This is a genomic window from Prevotella sp. AM42-24 (genome assembly GCF_003461825.1).
GTDB classification, from domain to species: domain Bacteria; phylum Bacteroidota; class Bacteroidia; order Bacteroidales; family Bacteroidaceae; genus Prevotella; species Prevotella hominis.
Genome location: NZ_QTXV01000007.1, coordinates 44,299 through 66,029 on the forward strand (window position 1 = coordinate 44,299; position 21,731 = coordinate 66,029).

Consider the following 21,731-nt stretch of genomic DNA (forward strand, 5'->3'; position numbering starts at 1 on the left):
CGCTATGGCTTGTTTCTCTTCCCTTCATTTTTTACTTGCAAAGGAAAGAGAGATATGTCTGGGCATATCCCTCTTTCCTTTCTATAGATGTAAGACACGGTTTCTTATTTGATTCCGTGCTCTTTCTTATACGCTTTCAAGTCTTCCTCGTACTTTGCCTTGTCGGCATCAAATGTTGCGAGACGTGACTTGTCAATAGTCTGCTTGAAGCACTCAGAACGAACGTTCATCATGTTATAGTTTACGATGAACTGAATTTCGTGTGTTTTGGCATTGTAATAGCCTTGCACGCTACTGCCTTTTGCACTTGATGCAGAACCGTCTGTATCTGTTCCCCACACAGAACCGTCTTCACCCTTAAACTTTATCCAACCATCACCTGTATATTCTTTCTGCTCCCAAGAGTTGAGAACCATGGTCTTGACATCACACTTAAAATTGATAATCATTCCCATGTTTCCGACCGTGAAGTCAAGCAAAGAAATGTTGAAAGTTTGTGCGTCAGTCTTACTCCATTCAAACTTAAACTTTGTAGGACATCCCTCCGGTAAAAGGGTTTTGTTCACTCCATTCATCGTTGCATTTGTACTAAGTACAATCTCGCCATTGAGATAGTTTGTTGCCTCTTTCACAAGTTCAGAATTTGCATCAGAGTTAGTGATTTCTTCATCAGAAGAACAAGAACAAAATGCAAAAACAGCGAAAAAAAGCAAAGATAGGAAGGCGATGTTTTTCTTGAAGTTTGCTTTCATCATGTAACAAACAATTATTTTATTGTACATTCTGTTGTGAAATGAACCTCAGTATCGAAAGCAATACCTAAGAATTTTGCATCAACACTCTTAACAGTATACTCCAACTTTCCTGTTGTAGCATCATAGCTACCTTGGATAGTAGCGTCAAACTTCAAACCGCTACCGAAACTCAAGATAATGGCATCAGGGCAATCGTTCACTGTTGTACCATCAAGAACTACATCATCAGCTACTACTTTCAACTTGGCTGGCATCTTGCCAACCTTAAACTCAGACAACACCAATTTGTACGAACCATCTCCATTTGGAGTCAAGGTTGTGTTAAGAGCAGGAGAAACATCATTCTGATGTACAGGATTCTTGTCCTTGTTCATGTAAACTTTGTCCAAGCAACCATAGATAGTTGTCTGAGCTGATGCAGTACTTGCGAAAACCATCATGCTGATGAAGGCAATCGCCATTAAAAACGTTTTTTAAACATAATTATTAAAATTTTAAATTATGACTAAAATTATTTCCATTTTACTGGATTGTATTCTGAATATGTACTATTGTCATTCTCCAAGTGAGCAGAGTAGGTCTGGACAAAGTTCTTTGTACTTTCTTTGTCTAAAACATCTTGAGACACAGTGAAATAAACCTTTCTGCGTGGATTGGATTCAAAATCGTACAACTTGTTGTTAGAACTACGATAATATGCAATTAAATTAATTGGATAAATAATTTCACAGTTTGGTAATTGACAAAGAGCCAAATCGCCTATTGCTTCAATACTTTGTAAATTAATAGCCTTTAATTTAGGCAAGTTTGCCAAAATAATTTGAGATGTAACCTTTTTATTATTGAGGTTGATTTTTATTTCCTCAAGATTCTTACAATCTCTGCAATCTAACAAGTTTGACATGGTTGCATCAAAATCCTTTATTTCCTGATTAAGAAAAGCTGTATTTGTCAAATCCAATGATGTTACTGAAGGGTTGTTACTGATTCCTAAAGAAGAAAGAGCAGTTGCGTCGCTCAAATCTAGTCCTCCAATAAAATTTGTCTTTTTTACGACCAAGCCTTTGACATTTTGTCTTGGTGACAATCTATGACATACAAATTGTTTTGTTTGTCCAGTGCTTGACTGAACATCTATGAAAACATAAAAAGACGGATAAAAAGGATTGTTCACAAAATATTCAATACCTTCAATAGAAGCTATCTTTTCAATATCTTCATATTGGGTGTCATACTGCAAGAAAATATTGCGTCCTCTGTCTTCAAGACCGAGAGGTTTGCTGATGTCCAACTTTCCGTCAGAAGTGAAAACCGAACTAAAGTTCATCTTCAAATAAGCTGCAAAGTAAGTATCAGGAATCTCTCTCAAAGTATTATACTTCTCCAAAGAGCCCTTATCATTTACCATTTGCATGTCAATAGTCTTATTCTCTGCCTCATTCTGGGTATAGAAAGGCATCAAGTCCTCTACATTATACTTGCAAGAAGCAGGGAGATAAAGTTTGGTAAACTCATGGAGGATAGTAGCTTTCACCTCATCATTCTCAACCTTGGCTGTTACCAAGCCGTCGAAGTCATAGATGTCATTGCCTTGCAAGTCAAGACCTGTAATCTGTGAAGGAAGTGAAGCGATATGGAAAACTGGACCATAGCCATTGTTGCTAAGCTTCAACTCTTTCAAATTAGGAAAAACAGAAAGTTCCTTCAAGGCAGCGGTATCAACCTTTGTGCCTGAAAGGTCGAGTGAAGTAGTGCTGGTTGCTTTGTCGTCAAGGAGCATTTTGCCATTTTCATCAAACTGGTATCCCTTAGCTTTGAGGATAGTCATCAACTCAGAGTTGCTTACAGCCGCATTGCTGTAAGAAGGTGCATCGTCGTCACTGCCGCAAGAAGCGAAGCCGAGGCAGAGAGCCAGGGCAGCGAGACCGATGAAATTCTTAAAAATCTTCATTGGTTTTAAAACTTTTAAAGTGTTTATAATTAAAATAAAATATTATCTTGAATCAGGCTGCAAAGGTACATATTTCTAAGAAGGTATGCAATACCTAAAAATTATGAAATACCTAAAAATTACGAAATACGCCATCCTCATTTATGGGGATTTAAAAGGCAAAATTCATGTTTTTCATGCTGTTCTTCACATACTATAGGTATTTTAAACGCCCTTGGAGCCGAGCAGGAGAGAGGAAAGACGATGCCCATACATTTGCTATACTTAATACGTAAAAAAGTGACACTATACCTGCTTTTTCTTAAATCATTTTCATATCACAACAATTCACGAGTCTTGATTTCGAGATATTTATTAAGTACATCAACCGAAAGAGCCTCGGGCGTGGTAAGCAAAGCCAAGATGCCACGCTGCTTGAGCGAAGAAACGATGAGACGCTGCTCGTAAGCAAACTGCTCGGCAACTACATGACGATAATATTCCTCATCACTATCGGGACGAGTGGCAAGATAGTCTTTCACTTCATGATCCTCAAAGAACACCACCAAAAGTCGATGACGGCGGTTGAGCTGAAGGAGATAAGGCAACTGCCTCTCCATGCTGATGCGGTTGGCAAAGTTCGTATAAAGTATCAGGAGTGAACGCTTGGTAATGTGCTGGTTGACCTCTGCCACCAAAGCTGAATAATCGGATTCGGCAAAGCGGGTCTGCTGGCGATAAAGCATTTCAAGAATATTCTGCATGTGCCCTGTACGACGGGAGGCTGGAACAAAATCCTCAAAATGGTCGCTGAACGTTACAACACCTGCCTTGTCTTCCTTCCGCATCGCAATATACGAAAGCACCAGCGAGGCATTGATGGCATAATCAAGGTAGGTCATACCCCGGAAAGCATGTTGCATCACCCTACCCTTATCAATAATATTGAAAACCTGCTGAGAACGCTCGTCCTGATATACATTCACCATCAATCTGGAAGTGCGGGCTGTGGCTCGCCAGTTGATCAACCGGAAATCATCGCCCGAAACGTAATCCTTGATTTGTTCGAATTCCGTATGATTGCCCACCTTCCGTATTTTCTTGATACCCATTTCCGCAAGATTGTTGCTCATAGCCAACAATTCATAACGGGTAAGCATCAGATAGGAAGGATACACCTTGACATCACAAGGCTGGCACAGCGTAAAGCGACGCTGCACCAAACCTATCGGTGTGGAAGCGAAAACACGGACATGCCCAAAGGAATAAACTCCACGCTTCGTAGGACGTAGCTTATACCTGATATTCTTTCCCTCTCCCATCGCCAACTTCAAACGAAAGAGAACATCTCGGCGCTGGAAAACTGGCGGAATCTCATCTATGATTTCCAACCGAACAGGAAAGGAATAGATACTCTCCACCCGGATGTTCACTTCATTGTCGTCGCCATTGGAAAATCGCTCCGATAAAGTGCGACTGGCCATCATTCCCCGCTCATGATACAACAGGAATAATTCAACAAAAACCAGAATGACAAGGGCAAGGAACATCCATCTCCCTACATCAAACAGCAGGGGGAAAACATACCCAGACCCCGTCATCAAGACCAAGAAGGCAAGTACTATATAAAATCTCTTCGTTAAATACACCTTAAATCAATTGAATTCTTCACTCTTCGTTCTTCACTCTCCACTTACTTCGGCACCTCCACCTTATCTATCAGCCGTTGTGCCACCTTATAAGCCGTATAGCCTTCCATCTCAGCTTCTGCCGTAAGCATGAGTCGATGCTGCAAGATAGATGGTGTTACGAACTTAATGTCTTCTGGAGTGACAAAATCACGACCTTGCAAAAGAGCGTATGCCTTGCTCGCATGCAACATGGCAACTGAGGCACGAGGGGAAGCACCCAGATAAACGGCACGTGTGGTGCGGGTCTGCTGAACGATCTGTGTGATATAACGCAGAAGGCTCTCATCAACAACGACATGGTGCATATAAGAGCGCAACTGGAGCAATTCTTTCTTTGTCAACACAGGTTGGATATCAGTCAGTTTCACCAAATCAGTTTGATGTTCATGGCGCTTCAATATTTCCAGTTCTTCATCTGCCGTAGGATAACCCATCGTTACTTTCATGAGAAATCTGTCGAGCTGCGCTTCGGGTAAGCGATAAGTTCCTTCTTGTTCCACAGGATTCTGGGTAGCAAGGATGGTATAAAGGTCACCCATCTTGTGGGTACAGCCATCTATGCTGACCTGACGTTCTTCCATCACCTCGAAAAGAGCAGCCTGAGTCTTTGCTGGTGCACGGTTGATTTCATCCACCAATACAATATCAGCAAACACAGGACCTTCATGGAACTCAAACTCCTGATTCTTGACATTGAAAATATTTGTACCCAACACATCACTCGGCATCAAGTCGGGAGTAAACTGTACACGACTAAACTTGGCATCTACCAACCGGGCCATCAATCGCGCCAAAAGGGTTTTGGCAACTCCAGGCACACCCTCCAAGAGCACATGACCATTAGCCAAGAGGCAAGTCAAGACCAGATCCACCGCCTTGTCCTGTCCTACTATCACCTTGGATATTTCTTCACGAAGACACTCTATCTTTTCTGAAAAAAGAGTCAAATCCAATCTTTGTTCTTCCATTGTTTCCTATGATTTTAAATAAAAGACTTACTTTTCTTATCCTACGCTAACCATTCTTAGCGTGCCTAACTATAGTATCCATTGCATCTATCAAGCTCCGCATTTCTTCAACTGAGATATTGCCCTCCGAATGTAGGACCAAGCGAATTTGTCGAATCACCTTCTTCAATCTATCGCAGTTCATACCTGTTTTCTCTGCAAGGAGCAGATATTCACGGTCATCTGTATTCACATCAGATATGTCCACACCAGCCGTTTTTCTCAATTCCTCTGCGAAGAGTTTAAACTTTTTCCTGACCAAATCCACATGATCCTTACGTTGATAGTAGAGTGTTCCAATGAGTTGGATAAACTCCAAAGACCGATTGGCAGGCTTCGACATGATAGGGATGACCCGTTGCCTGCGACGAGCGGTAAATATCATAAAGAGAACGACACCCAACAGCGCAAGATAAAGAGCCCATCGCAATGGTGGGCGCTTGATGAACTCCCGGAATGGAGATTGCTCCGCCACAAGCATGGCATCGGTCTTGACATACGCCTCCGTTCTATACACTGGCAAATCCGCCAGATAAGACATCAATCGGAATATATAGACAAATGTGTTGCCTTCCAACATTCCATAGTTGGTGAAAAGCAATGGAGAAGAGACGAAAATGACCTCACCCTTGCCATACGGAACAGACACCGCCACAGGTATTTTCTTGATGGCGAAAGTATCGATTCGTTCTATCCTTTCTTTTTCATCCACAATAGTGTCAAAGCCAGTAAAATCTCCGACATACAAAGAGTCATGTTTGTAATCATACCCTGCCGTTGACAAAGTATAAGCCAGTCTTTTCACCTTTGGAACAGAATCCACGAAAAGGGTTCCACCTACCATATTGTAGAACATTCTATAAGACTGAGCTGCATACATCGTCTCCCGGTTATTCCAATAAATGGTATCGTACATATCATTGTCATGCGCTTTGAGACCGCTTAAGATGCCACGCAACGAAAAGTACATTCCGTCTTCTATTCTCACCTTGAAGGTACGTTCCAATTCATCCACCACTACCGTATCGGCATTCCGACCATCATCAAAACTACTTGAAGCAACCACCATGACCTTGCCTCCACGGCGAGCGATATTGCAGAGGTACTTGACATCCAACTGTTTCAAATTTTGCTGATCCACGACCATCAACACGGAGATTTTCTCCTTGGCATGCTCCTGATCAAGTTGGAAAAACGTCTTTTTCGTCACGTGATAACCATTGGGCAAAGATTGGGTCAAGACACTGTCAAAGACAAAACAGCCAAAAGGTTGCTTATCTACATGGCTAAAGGTAGGAGACCATACGAACTTCTTGGGCAGATTGACTTGCAAAAGACAGAACAGCACAAAGAGGACTAACATGACAAAAAGGAAAATACGACTACTTTTCATCACGACCTCCTTCCTTCTTGAAAGTTCCTCCATTTTGTTCGGCAGAACCATCTCTACCTGAGTTCTTTACAAAGTTATCCACACTTGCCTGCAGATTGTGCATATCTCGAATCATGTCCTTGTCAGCACCAAAGCCACCATAGCGAACTCGCACAAACAGACTGGTCATTCTCTTGAAGTCGGCCTGTCGGAACTCAAACGTATATTGAGTAGGAGTCTTGAAAGGTTGCCACTCTATTTGGTGATAGTCACTCAAAGACTTCAATGTCTGAAGATACATCAATCGCAATGCCTCACGGAAATTCTCATTCTCCAATGCTTTTTTAATTTCACTTGGGAAATCAACGCCATATATCGTATCTTCCGTAACCTCGTATTCCATCGGTTTCCTTCGTCCTGAACGAGCGAACAGCTCAGGATGCTTCCACAAGAGGAACGCCAAGACAGCTCCCAATGCCGCCAATCCGATACATATCCACAAAGTGTCATGATGGTCCTGATAGAAATTGCTGCCAAAGATATTCTCGAAAAATTCGTTCAGCCTTTTCGCTACCCAGTCCATCAAGCTATCTTGGGAAGGCACTAACTCTCGACCATAAGCGTAATCGTCATCCCGCCGCCAAACTTGCAGTCGGGCGGTATCAATAACCAAGGTGTCGGAAGGATTGGAAAACATATCTCTCTACAACAAATATAAATAATGTATAAAATGATTAGACTTTGAACAGATCGTCATCATCCTGACTCTTGTCTGCCATTTCCTCAAAATCGTCAATACCTTGACCAACGGACATATCATCGAGTTTCTCGGCGGCATGACTATAGAGATAACCCGTACTGATAAAAAACAAGTTGTAAATCAAATAAGTGCCTATCCACATGACAACGCCAAAGATATATTGGAGAATAACAAAGGCAACACTACCAACAAATGTTTCCTCACCTGCATAAGCCTGCACAAATAGCGTCTTGACAAAGACACATACCTCCCAAGGCATGACAAAGACAAAAGAAACGACATTCGACAACAGACTCAAGACAAATCCCAAGCCAAAGATTCCTCCCCATGTGCTCCATCCCAAGCGAAAGCCACGAACATAAGCCCGCCATACAGAGATATCCTCAAATATATAGGTAGGTGTAACCAATATCAAAGGTACACCAAAAGCAACGACTGCCACTACTGCCAAGAAGCAAAAGATGGCTGTCATCGCTCCAGAATTTATCGCTACCCCTAAAGCTATCACGGTAAAAAAGACTGCCAAGAACACGATGCCAATCAGAGAACCAACCAGTCCGCATTTGAACAAACGCCAAGCATTTCGGCGGAAAGAAGGTTTCAACTCCTGGAAAGTAACACCTTGCAAGCCCTCGTCGTGAGCATTATAAAACTGCATCATAGAAAACACAACCGTTCCTATCCAAATATAAGCTGCCAAAGAAGTTGGCAACAAGAGGGCGTAAGAAAAGAGCATACTGTAACTGAGTTCATCACTAAACATGGAATTACCAGAACTAACATCCACCATATTTTGCATCAAACTGTTCAGCGACAAGGCTCCTACGAATGCCAATGGCAAGATACCATACAAAGCATAACGAAGCAGTATTTTCCAATTCTGCTTGACAAACTCGAAAGTGACATTAAACTTCTCTCCGAAATCCCTCTCTTTGTAAAATACGATTTTATCCATAAGCTATCTTTATTAAATAATTCAAAACTGACTGGTTCTTAATGAATGAAGTTGTAATCTAAAGGACATTCTTTTCTGCCTATCAACTTACTTTTTCTTTGCCGATGCCTGATCTGGGGTAAAACCACAAAATAACCTATGACAAAGACGAAAGAGACGATGATAATCGACAAGCGAAAATAATTAGAAATTTCCGTATGTCGTGTTACAAATCCTTCGATAAAACCTGCGAATATAAATATAGGTACAGTACCGACAATAATCTTCATTCCCCTTTTCGCACCATGCCGAAAAGATACGATACGCGAATACGTGCCAGGGAACAGCCAGCTGTTACCCATCGCCAACCCTGCCGCTCCTGCAATAATCAATGCAGAAATCTCAAGTGTTCCATGAAGGAAAACGGCAAGAAAAGATTCATACAAGAGACCATGCTGGGCGAAGAATGTCTCAAAGCATCCCAACATCACACTGTTTTGGAATATCAGAAAACCCGTGGCGATACTGGTAAATATACCAGAAACAAATTCCAGGAATGACACCCTAATGTTATTGAGGGTAATGCCCAAGAACATATTCAGTTCATCTCCACCATCATAAACCGCCATCGGTTTTCCATCCTTGATATTCTGCAATGTCATATCCACATAATAATCTCCTAATATAATACGACAAAAGTCGGTATCAAAACATTGGGATACCACACCGATGAATACACTGATGAAGAATATGCAGAAAGAAGCCAAAAGTAACTTTCGAGCCTCAAACATCGTCAAAGGAATTTCCTGCGTCCAAAACGTAATCAGGCGAGACCACTTCTCCCGTTTGTTACGATAAATGGAATTATGAAGGCTTGAAGCCAGATTGTTGAGATAAAGGGTAATACGAGAATTAGGGTAATGTGTTTGCGCAAAAGCCAAGTCAGATGTAAGGTCGGTATAAGTATCGGCCAAAACATCCGGCGTTTGGGAAGCGGCATCGTCAATAATGATCTCTGCACGTTGCCATTTATCTATGTTATTTCTTATAAAGGCAAATTCTTTCACAATTCTTTTATTATAAGGGAAAATTCGGTTACGATTATTTTATTTTTCCTAAAAATTGATGCAAATTTAAGTAATTATTCTTATATTTGCAAACAATTTAAGCATTATCTTCTTAAAACAATAGAAAAATGACAAATTCAAACATCATAACCAATCAATTTGTAAGAATCAACCAAACGCCAGCGAGTATCGGTGAACGAGTGTTGGCTCGCATCCTTGACACCATATTCATATCTTTTGGATTCACTGGTGTCTATTTTTTGTTTGATGGGCTTATGGGGAGCATGGACGAAACACGTTGGCTCATGTTCTTATTCTTTATGCTTGTCATATTTATCTGGATGTATGATTTCTGGTGGGAAACATTCAACAACGGACAGACTCCAGGGAAATATATCATGAAGTTAAGAGTCATCAACAAGAATGGGTCACGACCAACCATGGGTTCTTTTTTCATGAGATGGCTTCTCAGCACAATAGACGTAGGATGTGGGGGCATTGGCATGCTCTTCATCATACTCACCAAAAATTCACAACGATTAGGAGACTTGGCAGCAGGAACAATGGTCATCAAACTTACCGACATCCGAAAGATACACATCTCCCTGGACGAATTCTATTATGCCAAGAAAGATTACCATCCTGTATATGAGGAAGCCAAGAATCTCTCACAAGCACAAGTCGCCGTCATAGAGAAAGCCCTGTATTCCTCCAATGACAACCATGAAAACCAAATAGAGACCTTGGCAGATAAAGTCGCGAAGTACCTCAAGGTGCAGCCCAAAGAAAATAGCAAGGAAAAATTCCTTGCTACCATTCTTTATGACTATAATTATTATCTCATGGAATTAATCTAAACTACCCATGCAGGAGCACAGCGCCCTCCTGCTTCTTGCCATCCATCAGAATTCTCATCGGATGCTCGAAGCGAACATGGCGCACATACTGCGTTTCCTCTACCGCCGGCATCGCATCCAATATCTCCTTATTGACGAATCCTCCTTCTTCTGTGTTTGTATCTACCGTAAAGTAACCTACCCCGAAAGAGGTAAGATTCTGGAAGAAATGGGTGCCCTGACTTGGGTCGATATTATAGTTCTTCAACGCTACTTCTACGATGACACGGGCGGCACTGATATGCGGCCACTTGACCGGAACGCCTAAATAATGATCGCTTGAACCCCAGCGGCCAGGTCCTATCAAGACGTAATTCTTTCCTTCGGCAAGGAACTTGCGGTTGATTCGTTCAATATCATCAGCCACATAGAAATTGTTCATCGCAGAGAACTGATCATCATATTTAACATAGACTACATCTGTGACGTCCTCACTGATTCCATGTCCCAATGAATTGTGGGAACGGAGCAGACAATCTGCATCTGGTATCGCCTTCACATCCTCATCAAGCATCTCCTTAGCATCCACTATCGGACGAATCTGGAGGAGATAAAACTCGCAGGTTTTATCATCATTGATATTGCATGCAAACTCGATTTCCACAGGACGGCGCATCGCCTCGGATCCAGATTTCATCGACATCTGCATCAGCTCCGGCAGTGGTACCACGCCATGCTGGAGTACACTGGCAAAGGTAATCAGCTTTCTTCCTGTTTCATACACGCCATCATTGATGACTTGATCGTATGGGTCGAAAGTAGAGGCGATATAGGTAAGACTCTGGTCTTCTACCGCATCCTTCACACGGAGCTTGAGGATATTGAAGCCATCATCCACCTTGAAATCCTCACCCACATGTTGCATGTCGAGAGCATAGAACTGGGTTTGGGTATCACGCAAAGCCATCTCCATCTCTGAAGTCTGTAGCACTTGGGTTGGATGATAAGGGCAAACTCTCAAGGTTTGTCCGCCATCAACGATATATTTCCCCAATCCAAGAGCCAGACTGGCAATACCTTCCTCCGCCGTTTCGTCGCCAATCGGATAATAATTGAGGGAGCGTAGCACACCACTCATCGTCGGATAAAACCGGTCGCCATAATTCTTACCCACTACCTGTTGCAGAATAACAGCCATCTTCTCCTGATCAATCACATTGCTGGTAGCTGTCATATACGCCTTCGAATCACGATAGAAAACAGAAGCATATACTCCCTTTATCGCACAAGCCAACATCTGGAGCATCTGATACTTATCCTCCAGATATGGAATCATATAGGTGGAATAAATTCCTGCGAAAGGCTGATAGTGAGCATCCTCAAGAAGCGAACTGGAGCGGATGGCTATAGGACTCTTCGTTGCCTCAAAGAAAGTGAAAAAATCAGCAATCAGGGAATCCGGTAACTGAGCATGAAGGAAATGCTTCAATATCTCCTCATCACTTGCATCACTTAAAGCTATCGGATAGAGATTATTGCTCATCATAAACTCATCAAAAATATCAGTACAAAGCACGACTGTTTTTGGAATCTGAACAGTGGCATTCTCATACTGATTGAACTCCGGATGGCGCTTGATGATATTGTCGAGGAAAGCCAGTCCTCTACCCTTTCCACCCAAGGAGCCTTCACCAATACGGGCAAAATGGGCATACTTATCGAACTTCATTCTATCAAAGACTGCCACGACTCCAAGATTTTTCATATGACGATATTGCACAATGGCATCAAAGATAATCTGACGGTGGGCATCCACGTCTTGAAGTTTTTGCCAGGTGACATGCTTCAAGAAAGCAGATACAGGGAAGATGGCTCGGGCGCACAACCAACGGCTCATGTGATTACGACTGATGTGATAAAGCATCGAGTCGTTAGGAATATTGAAAATATTATCCTGCAGTTCCTTTAAACTGCGGATACGCATGATCTCCTCATGAGTTTTCGGATCTCTGAAAATGAAATCTCCAAAGCCCATGTGTTCCTCCATCAAACGACGCAAATCTACACTCATCTTCTTGGAGTTCTTATCTACAAAACGAAAACCTTCAGCCTCTGCCTTTACTCGATTTTCACTCTCAGAACTCTCAAGGATAAGGGGCACAAAGGAATCATTCTTTCGGATATAACGGAAAAGTTGCAAACCCGCATCTGGACATTTTTCACGACCAAAAGTATCCGTTGCATGCTTTGGCTGCACATCCTCATCCACAACATTACCAAAAGCTTTGGCTGCACTCTTTAAAGGAAAACGAGCATCACTAATGACACCAAGGGTATTATCAGAATACTTGTCATACAGTTTTTTTGCCTCTTCATATGTACGTGCCAATACCACTTTCGGACGACCACGCATACGCATGGTAGCTGCATGACGGTTCAGCGCTTCTTTGGAGAAGTTCTTACTCTGTTCAAGAATATAATTATAAAGATTTGGCAGAATAGAACTATAGAAACGTATAGAATCTTCTACCAAAAGTATCATCTGGACACCTGCCTCCTGAATATCATGCTCCAAATTCATCTTATCCTCTATCAACTTAATAATAGAAAGGATCAAGTTGGTATTACCCAACCAGCAGAATACATAATCGAAGATGCTCAAATCCTCATTCTGCATACGCTTGGTAATACCATGAGAGAATGGAGTCAACACAACACAGTGAATATTAGGAAACTTACCTTTGATATCGCGGGCAACATCGAAAGCATCATTATCTGCATTACCTGGCATACAAATCACCAGATCTACAATTGTAGAACGCAAGACTCCAGCTGCCTCTTCTGTGGTAGAAACTTGGGTAAAAGTTGGCGGATAACGTAATCCTAACTCCATATACTCATTGTATATCTTTTCTTCAATACGCCCATCGTCCTCTAACATGAAGGCATCATAAGGGTTAGCTACAATAAGTACATTGTATATGCGACGCATCATCAGATTAACAAATGATACATCCTTTAAATAGAATTTATTCCACTCTTGAGGTACATTATTCTCCATAATTGTAAGATTTAGCAATGCAAAGATACTGTTTTTCTTATATTTACTTGCATTTTTCAACATATTTTTTTAAATTTGCAGCATTATAATAGAATTTACTGATATATTACGCTGTAAAATCAATAGATAAAACCATAAACTATGTTTAGATTTAAAGAAGCATTTCTTGCTAAATATAAAGGAAAAGCGATAGCAGGCATTAAAGAGGGAGGAAAGATCCTCCTGAAAATCTTGCCGTGCTTTTTCACTATATTCAGCATGCCGTGTATGGCGCAAAAGCAGCATGGAAAAGCATCCTATTATTCAAAAAAAATAACGGGAGCCAGAACTGCCAGTGGACAGAAACTTCACCACGACAGTTTGACGTGCGCCCATAGATTCTATCCATTTGGTACCAAGCTGAAAGTAACAAATCTCAGTAATAAAAAAACAGTTATAGTGAAGGTTACAGACAGAGGCCCCTATGGTAGAGGACGAATTATTGATCTCTCGTGGGGTGCTGCTAAAGCTATAGGTATGTTATCACAAGGTGTAGCTACTGTAAAAGTAGAAATGATAGACAAGCCTATTCCTTATCGCCCAGAAGATCCAAAATTACCTCATATCGACTTTGAAGTAGCAGAATCAGACTATGATTTTCCGCAGAAATGGAATCACAAAGAAAAACATGAGAGTAAGCCGCACCAACATGGAGCAGAATCAGGCAAAAAAGAACATTTAAACAAACATCAAAAGGATATTAAAGAAGAACAACAAGAACATAGAAACAAAACCGGGAACTTTGCTGAGCAAAAACATAATTCAGAACATAAACATAATACAGAACACTATCAAAGCAAAGAAGGAAATAAGACAAAAAGGAAATAGAATAAACAAAGATAAAGAATAATTTGAGATTATCATTTTCAAAATAAAAGCAAAAAAGCCTCAGTAAGAAAACTTCAAGATCTTACTGAGGCTTTAAAATATTCTAAATACCATTCTCATAAATAAATAAGAGAAAATGAATGTCTTAAAAAACTAAGAAAACACTAACACTACTTAGTCGTAGGTATATTAAATTCATTCACCTTAGAAATTGCTTTATCTCCATGAATTACAGATACACAAAATCGAGCTATACCAGGCTTTAAACGTGAGTCTGCCTTTACCATTGCAGTATAACGAATACCTTTACCGGCATCTATTTTTTCCACATGTATATTTGGAGATATGTAGATATGCTTATTTCCTGTGGTTTCGACAACTGTAGGAACTACATCATAGACAGGACGATTTCCACGATTGAAGACTTCAAATATAACTTTGCAAGTTTCATTCCTATTCAGCGCGTTATCTTGATTATCATCCACAAAACGAGCATTGACGATTTCCAATAAAGGACAATAAGATAAACCAGCAGTATTAATTTCATCAACTGTGCTGCTTGAACTTGGATAAGAAGTTATAGGCTGTTGAGCACTATATGAACCTGTATAGTCTGAACCCGTAAAATCATATAATCTATCATCTCCACTATTGGTGGAATCAAAACCACTGTTAGTGTTAGGATTATATAAATAGGTATCATCAGCATTATGCGAAGACCTGTCATATCCTTGGTTTCTTTGATAATCTGCATCTTGTCTTTGACGGATACGCTCCCGTCTTTGTTGAATACGCTCCTCTTGTTGCTGATCAGCCTGATTACCTATAGCAGCACCTACAGCAGCACCACCAGCCATACCAATGATTGTACCAATATCAGAGCCACGAGGGCCACCAGCTATTCCACCAATAGCAGAACCTAAAATAGAACCAAACGATCCACCAACATATGCGCCACTACCAGTATAAGTTCCACAACTACTAAGAAGTAACGCAGAACTAAATAATAAAATCAAAGGCTTTTTCATATCTAAATAAAATTAAATCCCACATTTGTGAACATACTATATATTCATTTGATGGTGCAAAAATAAGAAATAAAAAGCAAAGTCTAACAACAAAATCCCTAAAAATATAGGGAAAATCCCTAAAAAACAAAAAAGCGCTTTCATCAAAAAGATGAAAGCGCTCATATTGAGATATTGAAATTATTCAGCCTTTGGAGCTTCCTCAGCTACAGTCTCAGCAGCTGCATTCTCAGCAACTGGAGCATCCTCAGCCTTAGCCTTGCGGCTACGACGAGTCTTCTTAGCTGCTGCCTTAGGAGTCTTAGCCATGTTCTCATCAAAGTCAACAAGCTCGATGAATGCGATTTCAGCAGCATCACCTTGACGAGTACCCAACTTGATAATACGTGTATAACCACCAGGACGATTAGCTACCTTCTCTGCAACCTCACCAAAGAGAGCCTTAACAGCATACTTGTTCTGAAGATAACGGAAAACAACACGACGTGAAGTTGTAGTATCATTCTTTGAACGAGTAATTAATGGCTCAACATACTTCTTAAGAGCCTTTGCCTTTGCAAGAGTCGTAGTGATTCTTTTGTGCTCACTCAAGATAAGAGATGTTGCCATGTTAGCCAACATCGCATTACGATGAGAAGCAGTACGACCTAAATGGTTGAATTTTTTATTATGTCTCATTTTAATTTAAATCATTTAAGACAAGAGATTAACCCTCCTTGTCTAATTTATACTTTGAAATATCAGTTCCAAAAGAAAGATTCAGACTCTCGAGCAAATCATCAAGCTCTGAAAGCGATTTCTTACCAAAATTGCGGAACTTCAAGAGATCAGTCTTATTATACTGAACCAAATCACCTAAGGTCTCTACATCAGCTGCCTTCAGACAGTTGAGTGCACGAACACTAAGATTCATATCTACGAGACGAGTCTTAAGCAACTGGCGCATGTGAAGAACTTCTTCATCAAACTCCTGATTACTCTCTTGGTCTGGACTTTCAAGAGTAATTTTCTCATCAGAGAAGAGCATAAAATGATAAATAAGAATCTTCGCAGCCTCTTTCAATGCATCCTTTGGACTAATGGAACCATCTGTTGTAACTTCAAGAGTCAGCTTGTCATAATCAGTTTTCTGTTCAACACGATATGGCTCAACTGCATACTTTACATTACGAATAGGGGTGTAGATGGAATCGATTGGGAGAACGTTGACGTCAGTGCAGAATTGACGATTCTCATCAGCAGGAACGTAACCACGACCCTTGTTAATAGTAAGATCTATCTGCATCGAAGCTTTGGCATCTAAATGACAAATCACCAAATCAGGGTTTAACACTTCAAATCCAGTCAGATACTTACCAATATCACCTGCCTTGAATTCTGTAGAATTCTCAACGGTGATACTAACTTTCTCATTCTCGAATTCTTCTACTACTTGCTTGAATCGAACTTGCTTGAGATTCAAGATAATGTTGGTAACATCTTCCTTTACACCAGGAACTGAAGAAAATTCATGCTCAACACCACTAATACGGATAGTATTGATTGCATAACCCTCCAGCGATGAAAGGAGAATGCGGCGTAAGGCGTTACCGATGGTAACTCCAAAGCCAGGCTCTAAAGGACGGAATTCAAACTTTCCGAACTTATCATCAGCCTCCAGCATTACTACTTTATCAGGTTTTTGAAATGCTAATATCGCCATTAATTTAATGATTTATTTAGAGTACAACTCAACGATTAACTGCTCCTTAATGTTCTCAGGGATATCGGCACGCTCTGGCTTGTGCAAGAATTTACCGCTCTTAGAATTGTCATCCCATTCGATCCATGGATATTTGCTATGATTGAAACCAGCAAGTGCTGCCTCTACAACTTCGAGAGATTTAGACTTCTCACGAACACCGACAACCATACCTGGCTTAACAGCAAAAGAAGGAATGTTAACTACCTTGCCATCAACAACGATGTGCTTGTGACCAACCAACTGACGAGCTGCAGCACGAGTTGGAGCGATACCCAAACGGAAAACAACGTTATCAAGACGGCTTTCAAGATTCTGAAGGAGAACCTCACCGGTAATACCATCAGCCTTAGCTGCCTTTTCGAACATATTACGGAACTGACGCTCTAATACACCATAAGTGTATTTAGCTTTCTGCTTCTCTGCCAACATGACACCATACTCAGACATTTTTCTGCGACGGTTATTGCCATGCTGTCCAGGAGGGAAGTTTCTCTTGGACAAAACTTTGTCTGCGCCGAAGATTGGTTCACCAAAACGGCGTGCAATTTTAGATTTCGGACCTATATATCTAGCCATAATATAAAAAAAATGCTATAATTATTTGTATCTTAAATACTATATAAAGCGTTATACACGACGACGCTTAGGAGGACGACAACCATTATGTGGTAATGGAGTTACGTCAACAATCTCTGTAACCTCGATACCTGCACCATGAATAGCACGGATAGCAGACTCACGACCATTACCTGGACCTTTAACGTATGCCTTAACCTTGCGAAGACCAAGATCAAAAGCTACCTTAGCGCAATCCTCAGCTGCCATCTGAGCTGCATAAGGAGTATTCTTCTTAGAACCACGGAAACCCATCTTACCAGCAGAAGACCAAGAGATAATTTGACCTTCATTATTAGCAAGAGATACAATAATGTTATTGAATGAGCTATGTACGTGAAGCTGACCAATAGCGTCAACGCGTACGTTTCTCTTCTTAGATGTTGCTTTTTGCTTTGCCATAATTAATTTCCTCCTTAGAATTACTTAGTAGCCTTCTTCTTATTAGCAACAGTCTTCTTCTTACCCTTGCGAGTACGAGCATTATTCTTTGTGCTCTGACCACGAACAGGAAGACCATTACGATGTCTAACTCCACGATAACAACCAATATCCATCAGTCGCTTGATGTTCATCTGGATCTCAGAACGGAGATCACCTTCAACTTTGAACTCAGCGCCGATAATTTCACGGATCTTGGCTGCCTGATCGTCAGACCATTCGCTGACTTTCAAGTCACGGTTTACACCTGCCTTATCCAATATCTTTGCTGAACTACTTCGACCAATACCATAGATATAGGTCAATGCGATTTCGCCACGCTTATTCTGGGGCAAATCTACTCCAACAATTCTTATTGCCATTGTTTAATAAAAAATTAAAAAATTAATACCTTTCGTTAAAAGCGGTGCAAAAGTACGACTTTTTTTTCAAATAGCCATGCTTTTACAAAACTTTAACATTAACCCTGACGTAATTTCATCTTAGGGTTCTTCTTGTTGATAACGAACAGACGACCTTTACGACGAACAATCTTACAGTCTGCTGAACGCTTCTTTAATGATGCTCTTGTCTTCATAACCTTATATATAAATATTATTTATATCTAAAAACAATTCTACCCTTTGTAAGGTCATAAGGGCTCATTTCTACCTTAACCTTATCACCAGGCAAAATTTTGATGTAATGCATTCTCATCTTACCAGAGATATGAGCTGTAATATCAACACCATTCTCTAATTCTACCCGGAACATAGCGTTAGATAACGACTCTACAATTGTTCCGTCTTGTTCAATAGCGGCTTGTTTTGCCATAATTAAAATTTTTGTCCTTCTAAATGTTCAACTTCTACGAATGAAGATAAAATTTCAGCTTTACCTTTTCGAACAACAATCGTATGCTCAAAATGAGCAGCAGGTTTGTGATCCAAAGTAACAATACTCCATTTATCAGCAAGCATACCTATCTTACGATTTCCCATAGTAACCATTGGTTCTATGGCTAAACACATGCCGGATTTTAGCAAAATACCATTTCCTTTACTCCCATAATTAGGAACAGAGGGGTCTTCGTGCATCTCTTTACCAATTCCGTGCCCTGTAAGTTCTCGTACGATACCATACCCGAATGATTGGCAGTAATCTTGTATCGCAAAACCAATGTCACCAATGTGATTTCCAGCTACGGCTTGTTCAATTCCTAAAAATAATGATTTTTTAGTAACTTCAAGCAATTTACGTTTTTGTTCGGAAATATCACCGACCGCAAATGTATAACAGCTATCACCATTATATCCATCAAGTAATGTTCCGCAATCAATAGAAATTATATCTCCATCATCAAGAACATCATTGTCTGAAGGAATACCATGTACTACAACATCATTAATAGATGTACAAATACTAGCAGGAAAAGACTCTCCATATGGATTAGGAAAATTTTTAAACGTTGGAATAGCACCATGATCACGGATAAATTCCTCTGCTATCCTATCCAAATGAAGAGTCGTCACACCTGGTTTTATATGTTTACCTAATTCAGCAAGAGTCAGACCAACGAGTTGGTTTGCCTTACGCATTAGATTAATTTCATCCTCTGTCTTCAGAAATATCTTCATTTCAAAAGAAAAAGATTAATATGCAGCAACACCACCTTGGCGGGTATGGCCCGAATTTAAAAGACCATCATAGTGGCGCATAAGCAAGTGACTCTCGATCTGCTGTAAGGTATCTATAACTACACCCACTAAAATCAACAGAGAGGTTCCTCCAAAGAATTGAGAGAAAGCCTGCTGAACATCGAGAAGTCCTGCAAGTGCAGGCATAATCGCAATAAATGCTATAAATAATGAACCTGGTAAAGTAATACGAGACATTACGGTATCAATGTACTCAGCAGTATCCTTTCCTGGTTTAACACCTGGAATGAAACCATTGTTACGCTTCATATCCTCAGCCATCTGAGTTGGGTTCAATGTAATAGCAGTATAGAAATATGTAAATGCAATAACCAAGATTACATAAACAACATTATACAACAAACTGCGGTTATCCATCAACTGCTGAACAACGCTGGAAGCATTTTCAGACTGATAGCGAACTATCGCCAATGGAATGAACATTAAAGCCTGAGCAAAGATGATAGGCATTACGTTGGCTGCAAAAAGTTTCAAAGGGATGTACTGACGAGCACCACCATATTGCTTATTGCCGACCAGACGCTTAGCATACTGAACAGGTATTTTACGAGTACCTTGCACCAAAAGAATAGAAGCACAAACTACAGCATAAAGGATCAAAATCTCAACGATAAACATAATAAGACCACCACCAGAAATTGCCTGCAAACGAGAAGTAACCTCCTGAACGAATGCCTGTGGCAAACGGGCGATAATACCAATCATAATAATCAGAGAAATACCATTACCAACACCTTTATCAGTAATACGTTCACCTAACCAAAGGATAAACATACTTCCTGCTGCAAGAATAATAGTAGCCGGAATCATGAAGACCGTCCAACTGATACCAGTTGCCAAAGCATTAGCTGCTTGCATCTTCAAGTTCAAAAGGTAACTAGGAGCCTGAAAGACCAAAATGGCTACAGTCAGGACTCTAGTGTACCATTGTATTTTTTTGCGGCCACTTTCACCTTCACGCTGCATCTTCTGGAAATAAGGTACAGCGACAGCGAGAAGCTGCATAACAATTGAAGCTGAGATATAAGGCATAATTCCTAATGCAAATATAGACGCATTGGAAAATGCACCACCAGAGAACATGTCCAAAAGCGACATAAGACCGCCTGAGGTCTGCGACTGAAGTTTTTCCAACATGCTCGGATTGATACCAGGAAGTACAACAAACGAGCCAAAACGGTAAATAGCCGTAAACAGAAGAGTAATGAGGAGTCTCTGACGGAGGTCCTCAATCTTCCAACAGTTCTTTAGTGTCTCAATAAACTTTTTCATTTACTTAGATTATAGTTGCGTTACCACCTACTGCCTTGATTGCTTCTTCGGCAGTCTTTGAGAAAGCATTAGCTTCAACTTCCAATTTTGCTTTAAGTTCACCATTGCCGAGAACCTTAACGAGAGCCTTACCATTAGTAAGACCAGCCTCTTTAAGTTCAGCAATACCAATCTTAGTAAGGTTCTTTGCCTCAGCAAGAGCCTGAAGAGTAGAAAGGTTTACAGCAAAATACTCCTTATGGTTGATATTCTTGAAACCAGCCTTTGGAACACGACGCTGCAATGGCATCTGACCACCTTCGAAACCAATCTTTCTCTTATAACCAGAACGAGCCTTGGCACCCTTGTGACCACGGGTAGAAGTACCACCGAGTCCAGAACCTGGACCACGACCAATACGACGACGTGAGTGGGTAGAACCTTCAGCAGGTTTTAAATTATTTAATTTCATAATCGTTCCTAATTTAAAAGATTAATTAATCTACTACATTAACGAGGTGATGAACCTTACGGATCATACCACGGTTGCTAGGAGTATCCTCTACCTCAACAACCTGAGAAATCTTGTGGAGACCCAGACAAGCGAGTGTACGCTTCTGATCTACCGGAGCACCGATTTTACTCTTAATCTGCTTGACTTTAATTGTTGCCATA

At 40.7% G+C, this 21,731-nt stretch carries 24 protein-coding genes; 2 read left to right on the forward strand and 22 right to left on the reverse strand.

The genetic code is table 11. The annotated features are described in order from the left end of the window. Nucleotides 1-104: 104 nt before the first annotated feature. The 9 genes from DW917_RS03925 to DW917_RS03965 form a co-directional block, all read right to left on the reverse strand. Nucleotides 105-782, reverse strand: a complete 678-nt coding sequence (locus tag DW917_RS03925; protein WP_370453512.1) for a DUF4903 domain-containing protein — start codon at nt 780-782, stop codon at nt 105-107. Further along, nucleotides 767-1,216, reverse strand: coding sequence for a hypothetical protein (locus DW917_RS03930; RefSeq protein WP_118116671.1), 450 nt, complete (start codon nt 1,214-1,216; stop codon nt 767-769). Before DW917_RS03930 ends, DW917_RS03925 begins: the two co-directional genes overlap by 16 nt. Nucleotides 1,217-1,266: 50 nt before the next feature. After that, entirely contained in the window at nt 1,267-2,706 is a 1,440-nt protein-coding gene (locus DW917_RS03935; RefSeq protein WP_118116674.1) for a hypothetical protein, read from the reverse strand. Between the two features lie 317 nt (nt 2,707-3,023). Continuing rightward, nucleotides 3,024-4,334, reverse strand: a complete 1,311-nt coding sequence (locus DW917_RS03940) for a DUF58 domain-containing protein (protein ID WP_118116676.1) — start codon at nt 4,332-4,334, stop codon at nt 3,024-3,026. Nucleotides 4,335-4,378: 44 nt separating this feature from the next. Next, nucleotides 4,379-5,344, reverse strand: coding sequence for a MoxR family ATPase (locus tag DW917_RS03945; protein WP_118116678.1), 966 nt, complete (start codon nt 5,342-5,344; stop codon nt 4,379-4,381). A 46-nt stretch (nt 5,345-5,390) separates the two neighbouring features. Continuing rightward, nucleotides 5,391-6,776 carry a DUF4350 domain-containing protein gene (locus tag DW917_RS03950; protein ID WP_158570068.1) on the reverse strand — a complete coding sequence of 462 codons (1,386 nt, stop codon included), beginning with the start codon at nt 6,774-6,776 and terminating at the stop codon, nt 5,391-5,393. After that, entirely contained in the window at nt 6,766-7,452 is a 687-nt protein-coding gene (locus DW917_RS03955) for a DUF4129 domain-containing protein (protein ID WP_118116683.1), read from the reverse strand. The genes DW917_RS03950 and DW917_RS03955 overlap by 11 nt, the downstream gene beginning before the upstream one ends. 37 nt (nt 7,453-7,489) lie before the next feature. Further along, complete coding sequence (locus DW917_RS03960; protein ID WP_118116687.1) at nt 7,490-8,470, reverse strand: hypothetical protein; 981 nt, start codon at nt 8,468-8,470, stop codon at nt 7,490-7,492. A gap of 38 nt (nt 8,471-8,508) precedes the next feature. Further along, nucleotides 8,509-9,516: a stage II sporulation protein M gene (locus DW917_RS03965; protein WP_022111374.1), complete on the reverse strand. Its 1,008-nt coding sequence runs from the start codon at nt 9,514-9,516 to the stop codon at nt 8,509-8,511. 128 nt (nt 9,517-9,644) lie between these two features. Between DW917_RS03965 and DW917_RS03970 the strand changes: the two genes are divergently transcribed. Beyond that, on the forward strand, nt 9,645-10,373 hold the full coding sequence (locus tag DW917_RS03970; RefSeq protein ID WP_118116689.1) for an RDD family protein: 729 nt from the start codon (nt 9,645-9,647) through the stop codon (nt 10,371-10,373). Between the two features lies 1 nt (nt 10,374). Here the strand turns inward: DW917_RS03970 and DW917_RS03975 are convergent, their stop codons facing one another. Further along, on the reverse strand, nt 10,375-13,413 hold the full coding sequence (locus DW917_RS03975; protein WP_118116691.1) for a PEP/pyruvate-binding domain-containing protein: 3,039 nt from the start codon (nt 13,411-13,413) through the stop codon (nt 10,375-10,377). Nucleotides 13,414-13,671: 258 nt separating this feature from the next. On the opposite strand from DW917_RS03975, the gene DW917_RS03980 reads away from it, so the two are divergent. After that, the gene (locus tag DW917_RS03980; RefSeq protein ID WP_118116788.1) at nt 13,672-14,280 is read left to right on the forward strand and encodes a septal ring lytic transglycosylase RlpA family protein; all 609 of its coding nucleotides are present in this window, start codon (nt 13,672-13,674) and stop codon (nt 14,278-14,280) included. Between the two features lie 170 nt (nt 14,281-14,450). Here the strand turns inward: DW917_RS03980 and DW917_RS03985 are convergent, their stop codons facing one another. From DW917_RS03985 to rpmD, 12 genes are all read right to left on the reverse strand, one after another. Further along, the gene (locus DW917_RS03985; protein WP_118116693.1) at nt 14,451-15,308 is read right to left on the reverse strand and encodes a hypothetical protein; all 858 of its coding nucleotides are present in this window, start codon (nt 15,306-15,308) and stop codon (nt 14,451-14,453) included. 180 nt (nt 15,309-15,488) lie between these two features. Then, nucleotides 15,489-15,986 (reverse strand): 50S ribosomal protein L17, encoded by a 498-nt coding sequence (gene rplQ / locus DW917_RS03990; RefSeq protein WP_118116695.1) that lies wholly within the window; start codon nt 15,984-15,986, stop codon nt 15,489-15,491. Between the two features lie 28 nt (nt 15,987-16,014). Beyond that, the gene (locus DW917_RS03995) at nt 16,015-17,010 is read right to left on the reverse strand and encodes a DNA-directed RNA polymerase subunit alpha (RefSeq protein WP_118116698.1); all 996 of its coding nucleotides are present in this window, start codon (nt 17,008-17,010) and stop codon (nt 16,015-16,017) included. 12 nt (nt 17,011-17,022) lie between these two features. Continuing rightward, complete coding sequence (rpsD, locus tag DW917_RS04000; protein ID WP_118116700.1) at nt 17,023-17,628, reverse strand: 30S ribosomal protein S4; 606 nt, start codon at nt 17,626-17,628, stop codon at nt 17,023-17,025. Between the two features lie 51 nt (nt 17,629-17,679). After that, on the reverse strand, nt 17,680-18,069 hold the full coding sequence (gene rpsK / locus DW917_RS04005; protein WP_022122153.1) for a 30S ribosomal protein S11: 390 nt from the start codon (nt 18,067-18,069) through the stop codon (nt 17,680-17,682). Nucleotides 18,070-18,089: 20 nt separating this feature from the next. Beyond that, a complete protein-coding gene (gene rpsM / locus DW917_RS04010; protein ID WP_006848813.1) occupies nt 18,090-18,470 on the reverse strand; it encodes a 30S ribosomal protein S13 in 381 nt (126 codons plus the stop codon). 98 nt (nt 18,471-18,568) lie between these two features. Beyond that, the gene (rpmJ, locus tag DW917_RS04015) at nt 18,569-18,685 is read right to left on the reverse strand and encodes a 50S ribosomal protein L36 (protein ID WP_006848814.1); all 117 of its coding nucleotides are present in this window, start codon (nt 18,683-18,685) and stop codon (nt 18,569-18,571) included. A 17-nt stretch (nt 18,686-18,702) separates the two neighbouring features. Then, nucleotides 18,703-18,921 (reverse strand): translation initiation factor IF-1, encoded by a 219-nt coding sequence (gene infA, locus DW917_RS04020; protein ID WP_022109852.1) that lies wholly within the window; start codon nt 18,919-18,921, stop codon nt 18,703-18,705. A 2-nt stretch (nt 18,922-18,923) separates the two neighbouring features. Then, nucleotides 18,924-19,724, reverse strand: a complete 801-nt coding sequence (gene map, locus DW917_RS04025; RefSeq protein ID WP_118116702.1) for a type I methionyl aminopeptidase — start codon at nt 19,722-19,724, stop codon at nt 18,924-18,926. Between the two features lie 15 nt (nt 19,725-19,739). Next, nucleotides 19,740-21,077 carry a preprotein translocase subunit SecY gene (gene secY / locus DW917_RS04030; protein ID WP_118116704.1) on the reverse strand — a complete coding sequence of 446 codons (1,338 nt, stop codon included), beginning with the start codon at nt 21,075-21,077 and terminating at the stop codon, nt 19,740-19,742. 4 nt (nt 21,078-21,081) lie between these two features. Next, the gene (gene rplO, locus DW917_RS04035; protein WP_118116706.1) at nt 21,082-21,528 is read right to left on the reverse strand and encodes a 50S ribosomal protein L15; all 447 of its coding nucleotides are present in this window, start codon (nt 21,526-21,528) and stop codon (nt 21,082-21,084) included. A gap of 25 nt (nt 21,529-21,553) precedes the next feature. Beyond that, the gene (rpmD, locus tag DW917_RS04040) at nt 21,554-21,730 is read right to left on the reverse strand and encodes a 50S ribosomal protein L30 (protein WP_118116708.1); all 177 of its coding nucleotides are present in this window, start codon (nt 21,728-21,730) and stop codon (nt 21,554-21,556) included. Between the last annotated feature and the right edge of the window lies 1 nt (nt 21,731).

Bases quoted from the DNA above. Each gene is read 5' to 3' on its own strand.
- DW917_RS03925 (WP_370453512.1), bottom strand. From the start codon at position 782: ATGTACAATAAAATAATTGTTTGTTACATGATGAAAGCAAACTTCAAG.
- DW917_RS03930 (WP_118116671.1), bottom strand. From the start codon at position 1,216: ATGGCGATTGCCTTCATCAGCATGATGGTTTTCGCAAGTACTGCATCA.
- DW917_RS03935 (WP_118116674.1), bottom strand. From the start codon at position 2,706: ATGAAGATTTTTAAGAATTTCATCGGTCTCGCTGCCCTGGCTCTCTGC.
- DW917_RS03945 (WP_118116678.1), bottom strand. From the start codon at position 5,344: ATGGAAGAACAAAGATTGGATTTGACTCTTTTTTCAGAAAAGATAGAG.
- DW917_RS03950 (WP_158570068.1), bottom strand. From the start codon at position 6,776: ATGAAAAGTAGTCGTATTTTCCTTTTTGTCATGTTAGTCCTCTTTGTG.
- DW917_RS03955 (WP_118116683.1), bottom strand. From the start codon at position 7,452: ATGTTTTCCAATCCTTCCGACACCTTGGTTATTGATACCGCCCGACTG.
- DW917_RS03960 (WP_118116687.1), bottom strand. From the start codon at position 8,470: ATGGATAAAATCGTATTTTACAAAGAGAGGGATTTCGGAGAGAAGTTT.
- DW917_RS03970 (WP_118116689.1), top strand. From the start codon at position 9,645: ATGACAAATTCAAACATCATAACCAATCAATTTGTAAGAATCAACCAA.
- DW917_RS03975 (WP_118116691.1), bottom strand. From the start codon at position 13,413: ATGGAGAATAATGTACCTCAAGAGTGGAATAAATTCTATTTAAAGGAT.
- DW917_RS03980 (WP_118116788.1), top strand. From the start codon at position 13,672: ATGCCGTGTATGGCGCAAAAGCAGCATGGAAAAGCATCCTATTATTCA.
- DW917_RS03985 (WP_118116693.1), bottom strand. From the start codon at position 15,308: ATGAAAAAGCCTTTGATTTTATTATTTAGTTCTGCGTTACTTCTTAGT.
- rplQ (WP_118116695.1), bottom strand. From the start codon at position 15,986: ATGAGACATAATAAAAAATTCAACCATTTAGGTCGTACTGCTTCTCAT.
- DW917_RS03995 (WP_118116698.1), bottom strand. From the start codon at position 17,010: ATGGCGATATTAGCATTTCAAAAACCTGATAAAGTAGTAATGCTGGAG.
- rpsD (WP_118116700.1), bottom strand. From the start codon at position 17,628: ATGGCTAGATATATAGGTCCGAAATCTAAAATTGCACGCCGTTTTGGT.
- rpsK (WP_022122153.1), bottom strand. From the start codon at position 18,069: ATGGCAAAGCAAAAAGCAACATCTAAGAAGAGAAACGTACGCGTTGAC.
- rpsM (WP_006848813.1), bottom strand. From the start codon at position 18,470: ATGGCAATAAGAATTGTTGGAGTAGATTTGCCCCAGAATAAGCGTGGC.
- rpmJ (WP_006848814.1), bottom strand. From the start codon at position 18,685: ATGAAGACAAGAGCATCATTAAAGAAGCGTTCAGCAGACTGTAAGATT.
- infA (WP_022109852.1), bottom strand. From the start codon at position 18,921: ATGGCAAAACAAGCCGCTATTGAACAAGACGGAACAATTGTAGAGTCG.
- map (WP_118116702.1), bottom strand. From the start codon at position 19,724: ATGAAGATATTTCTGAAGACAGAGGATGAAATTAATCTAATGCGTAAG.
- secY (WP_118116704.1), bottom strand. From the start codon at position 21,077: ATGAAAAAGTTTATTGAGACACTAAAGAACTGTTGGAAGATTGAGGAC.
- rplO (WP_118116706.1), bottom strand. From the start codon at position 21,528: ATGAAATTAAATAATTTAAAACCTGCTGAAGGTTCTACCCACTCACGT.
- rpmD (WP_118116708.1), bottom strand. From the start codon at position 21,730: ATGGCAACAATTAAAGTCAAGCAGATTAAGAGTAAAATCGGTGCTCCG.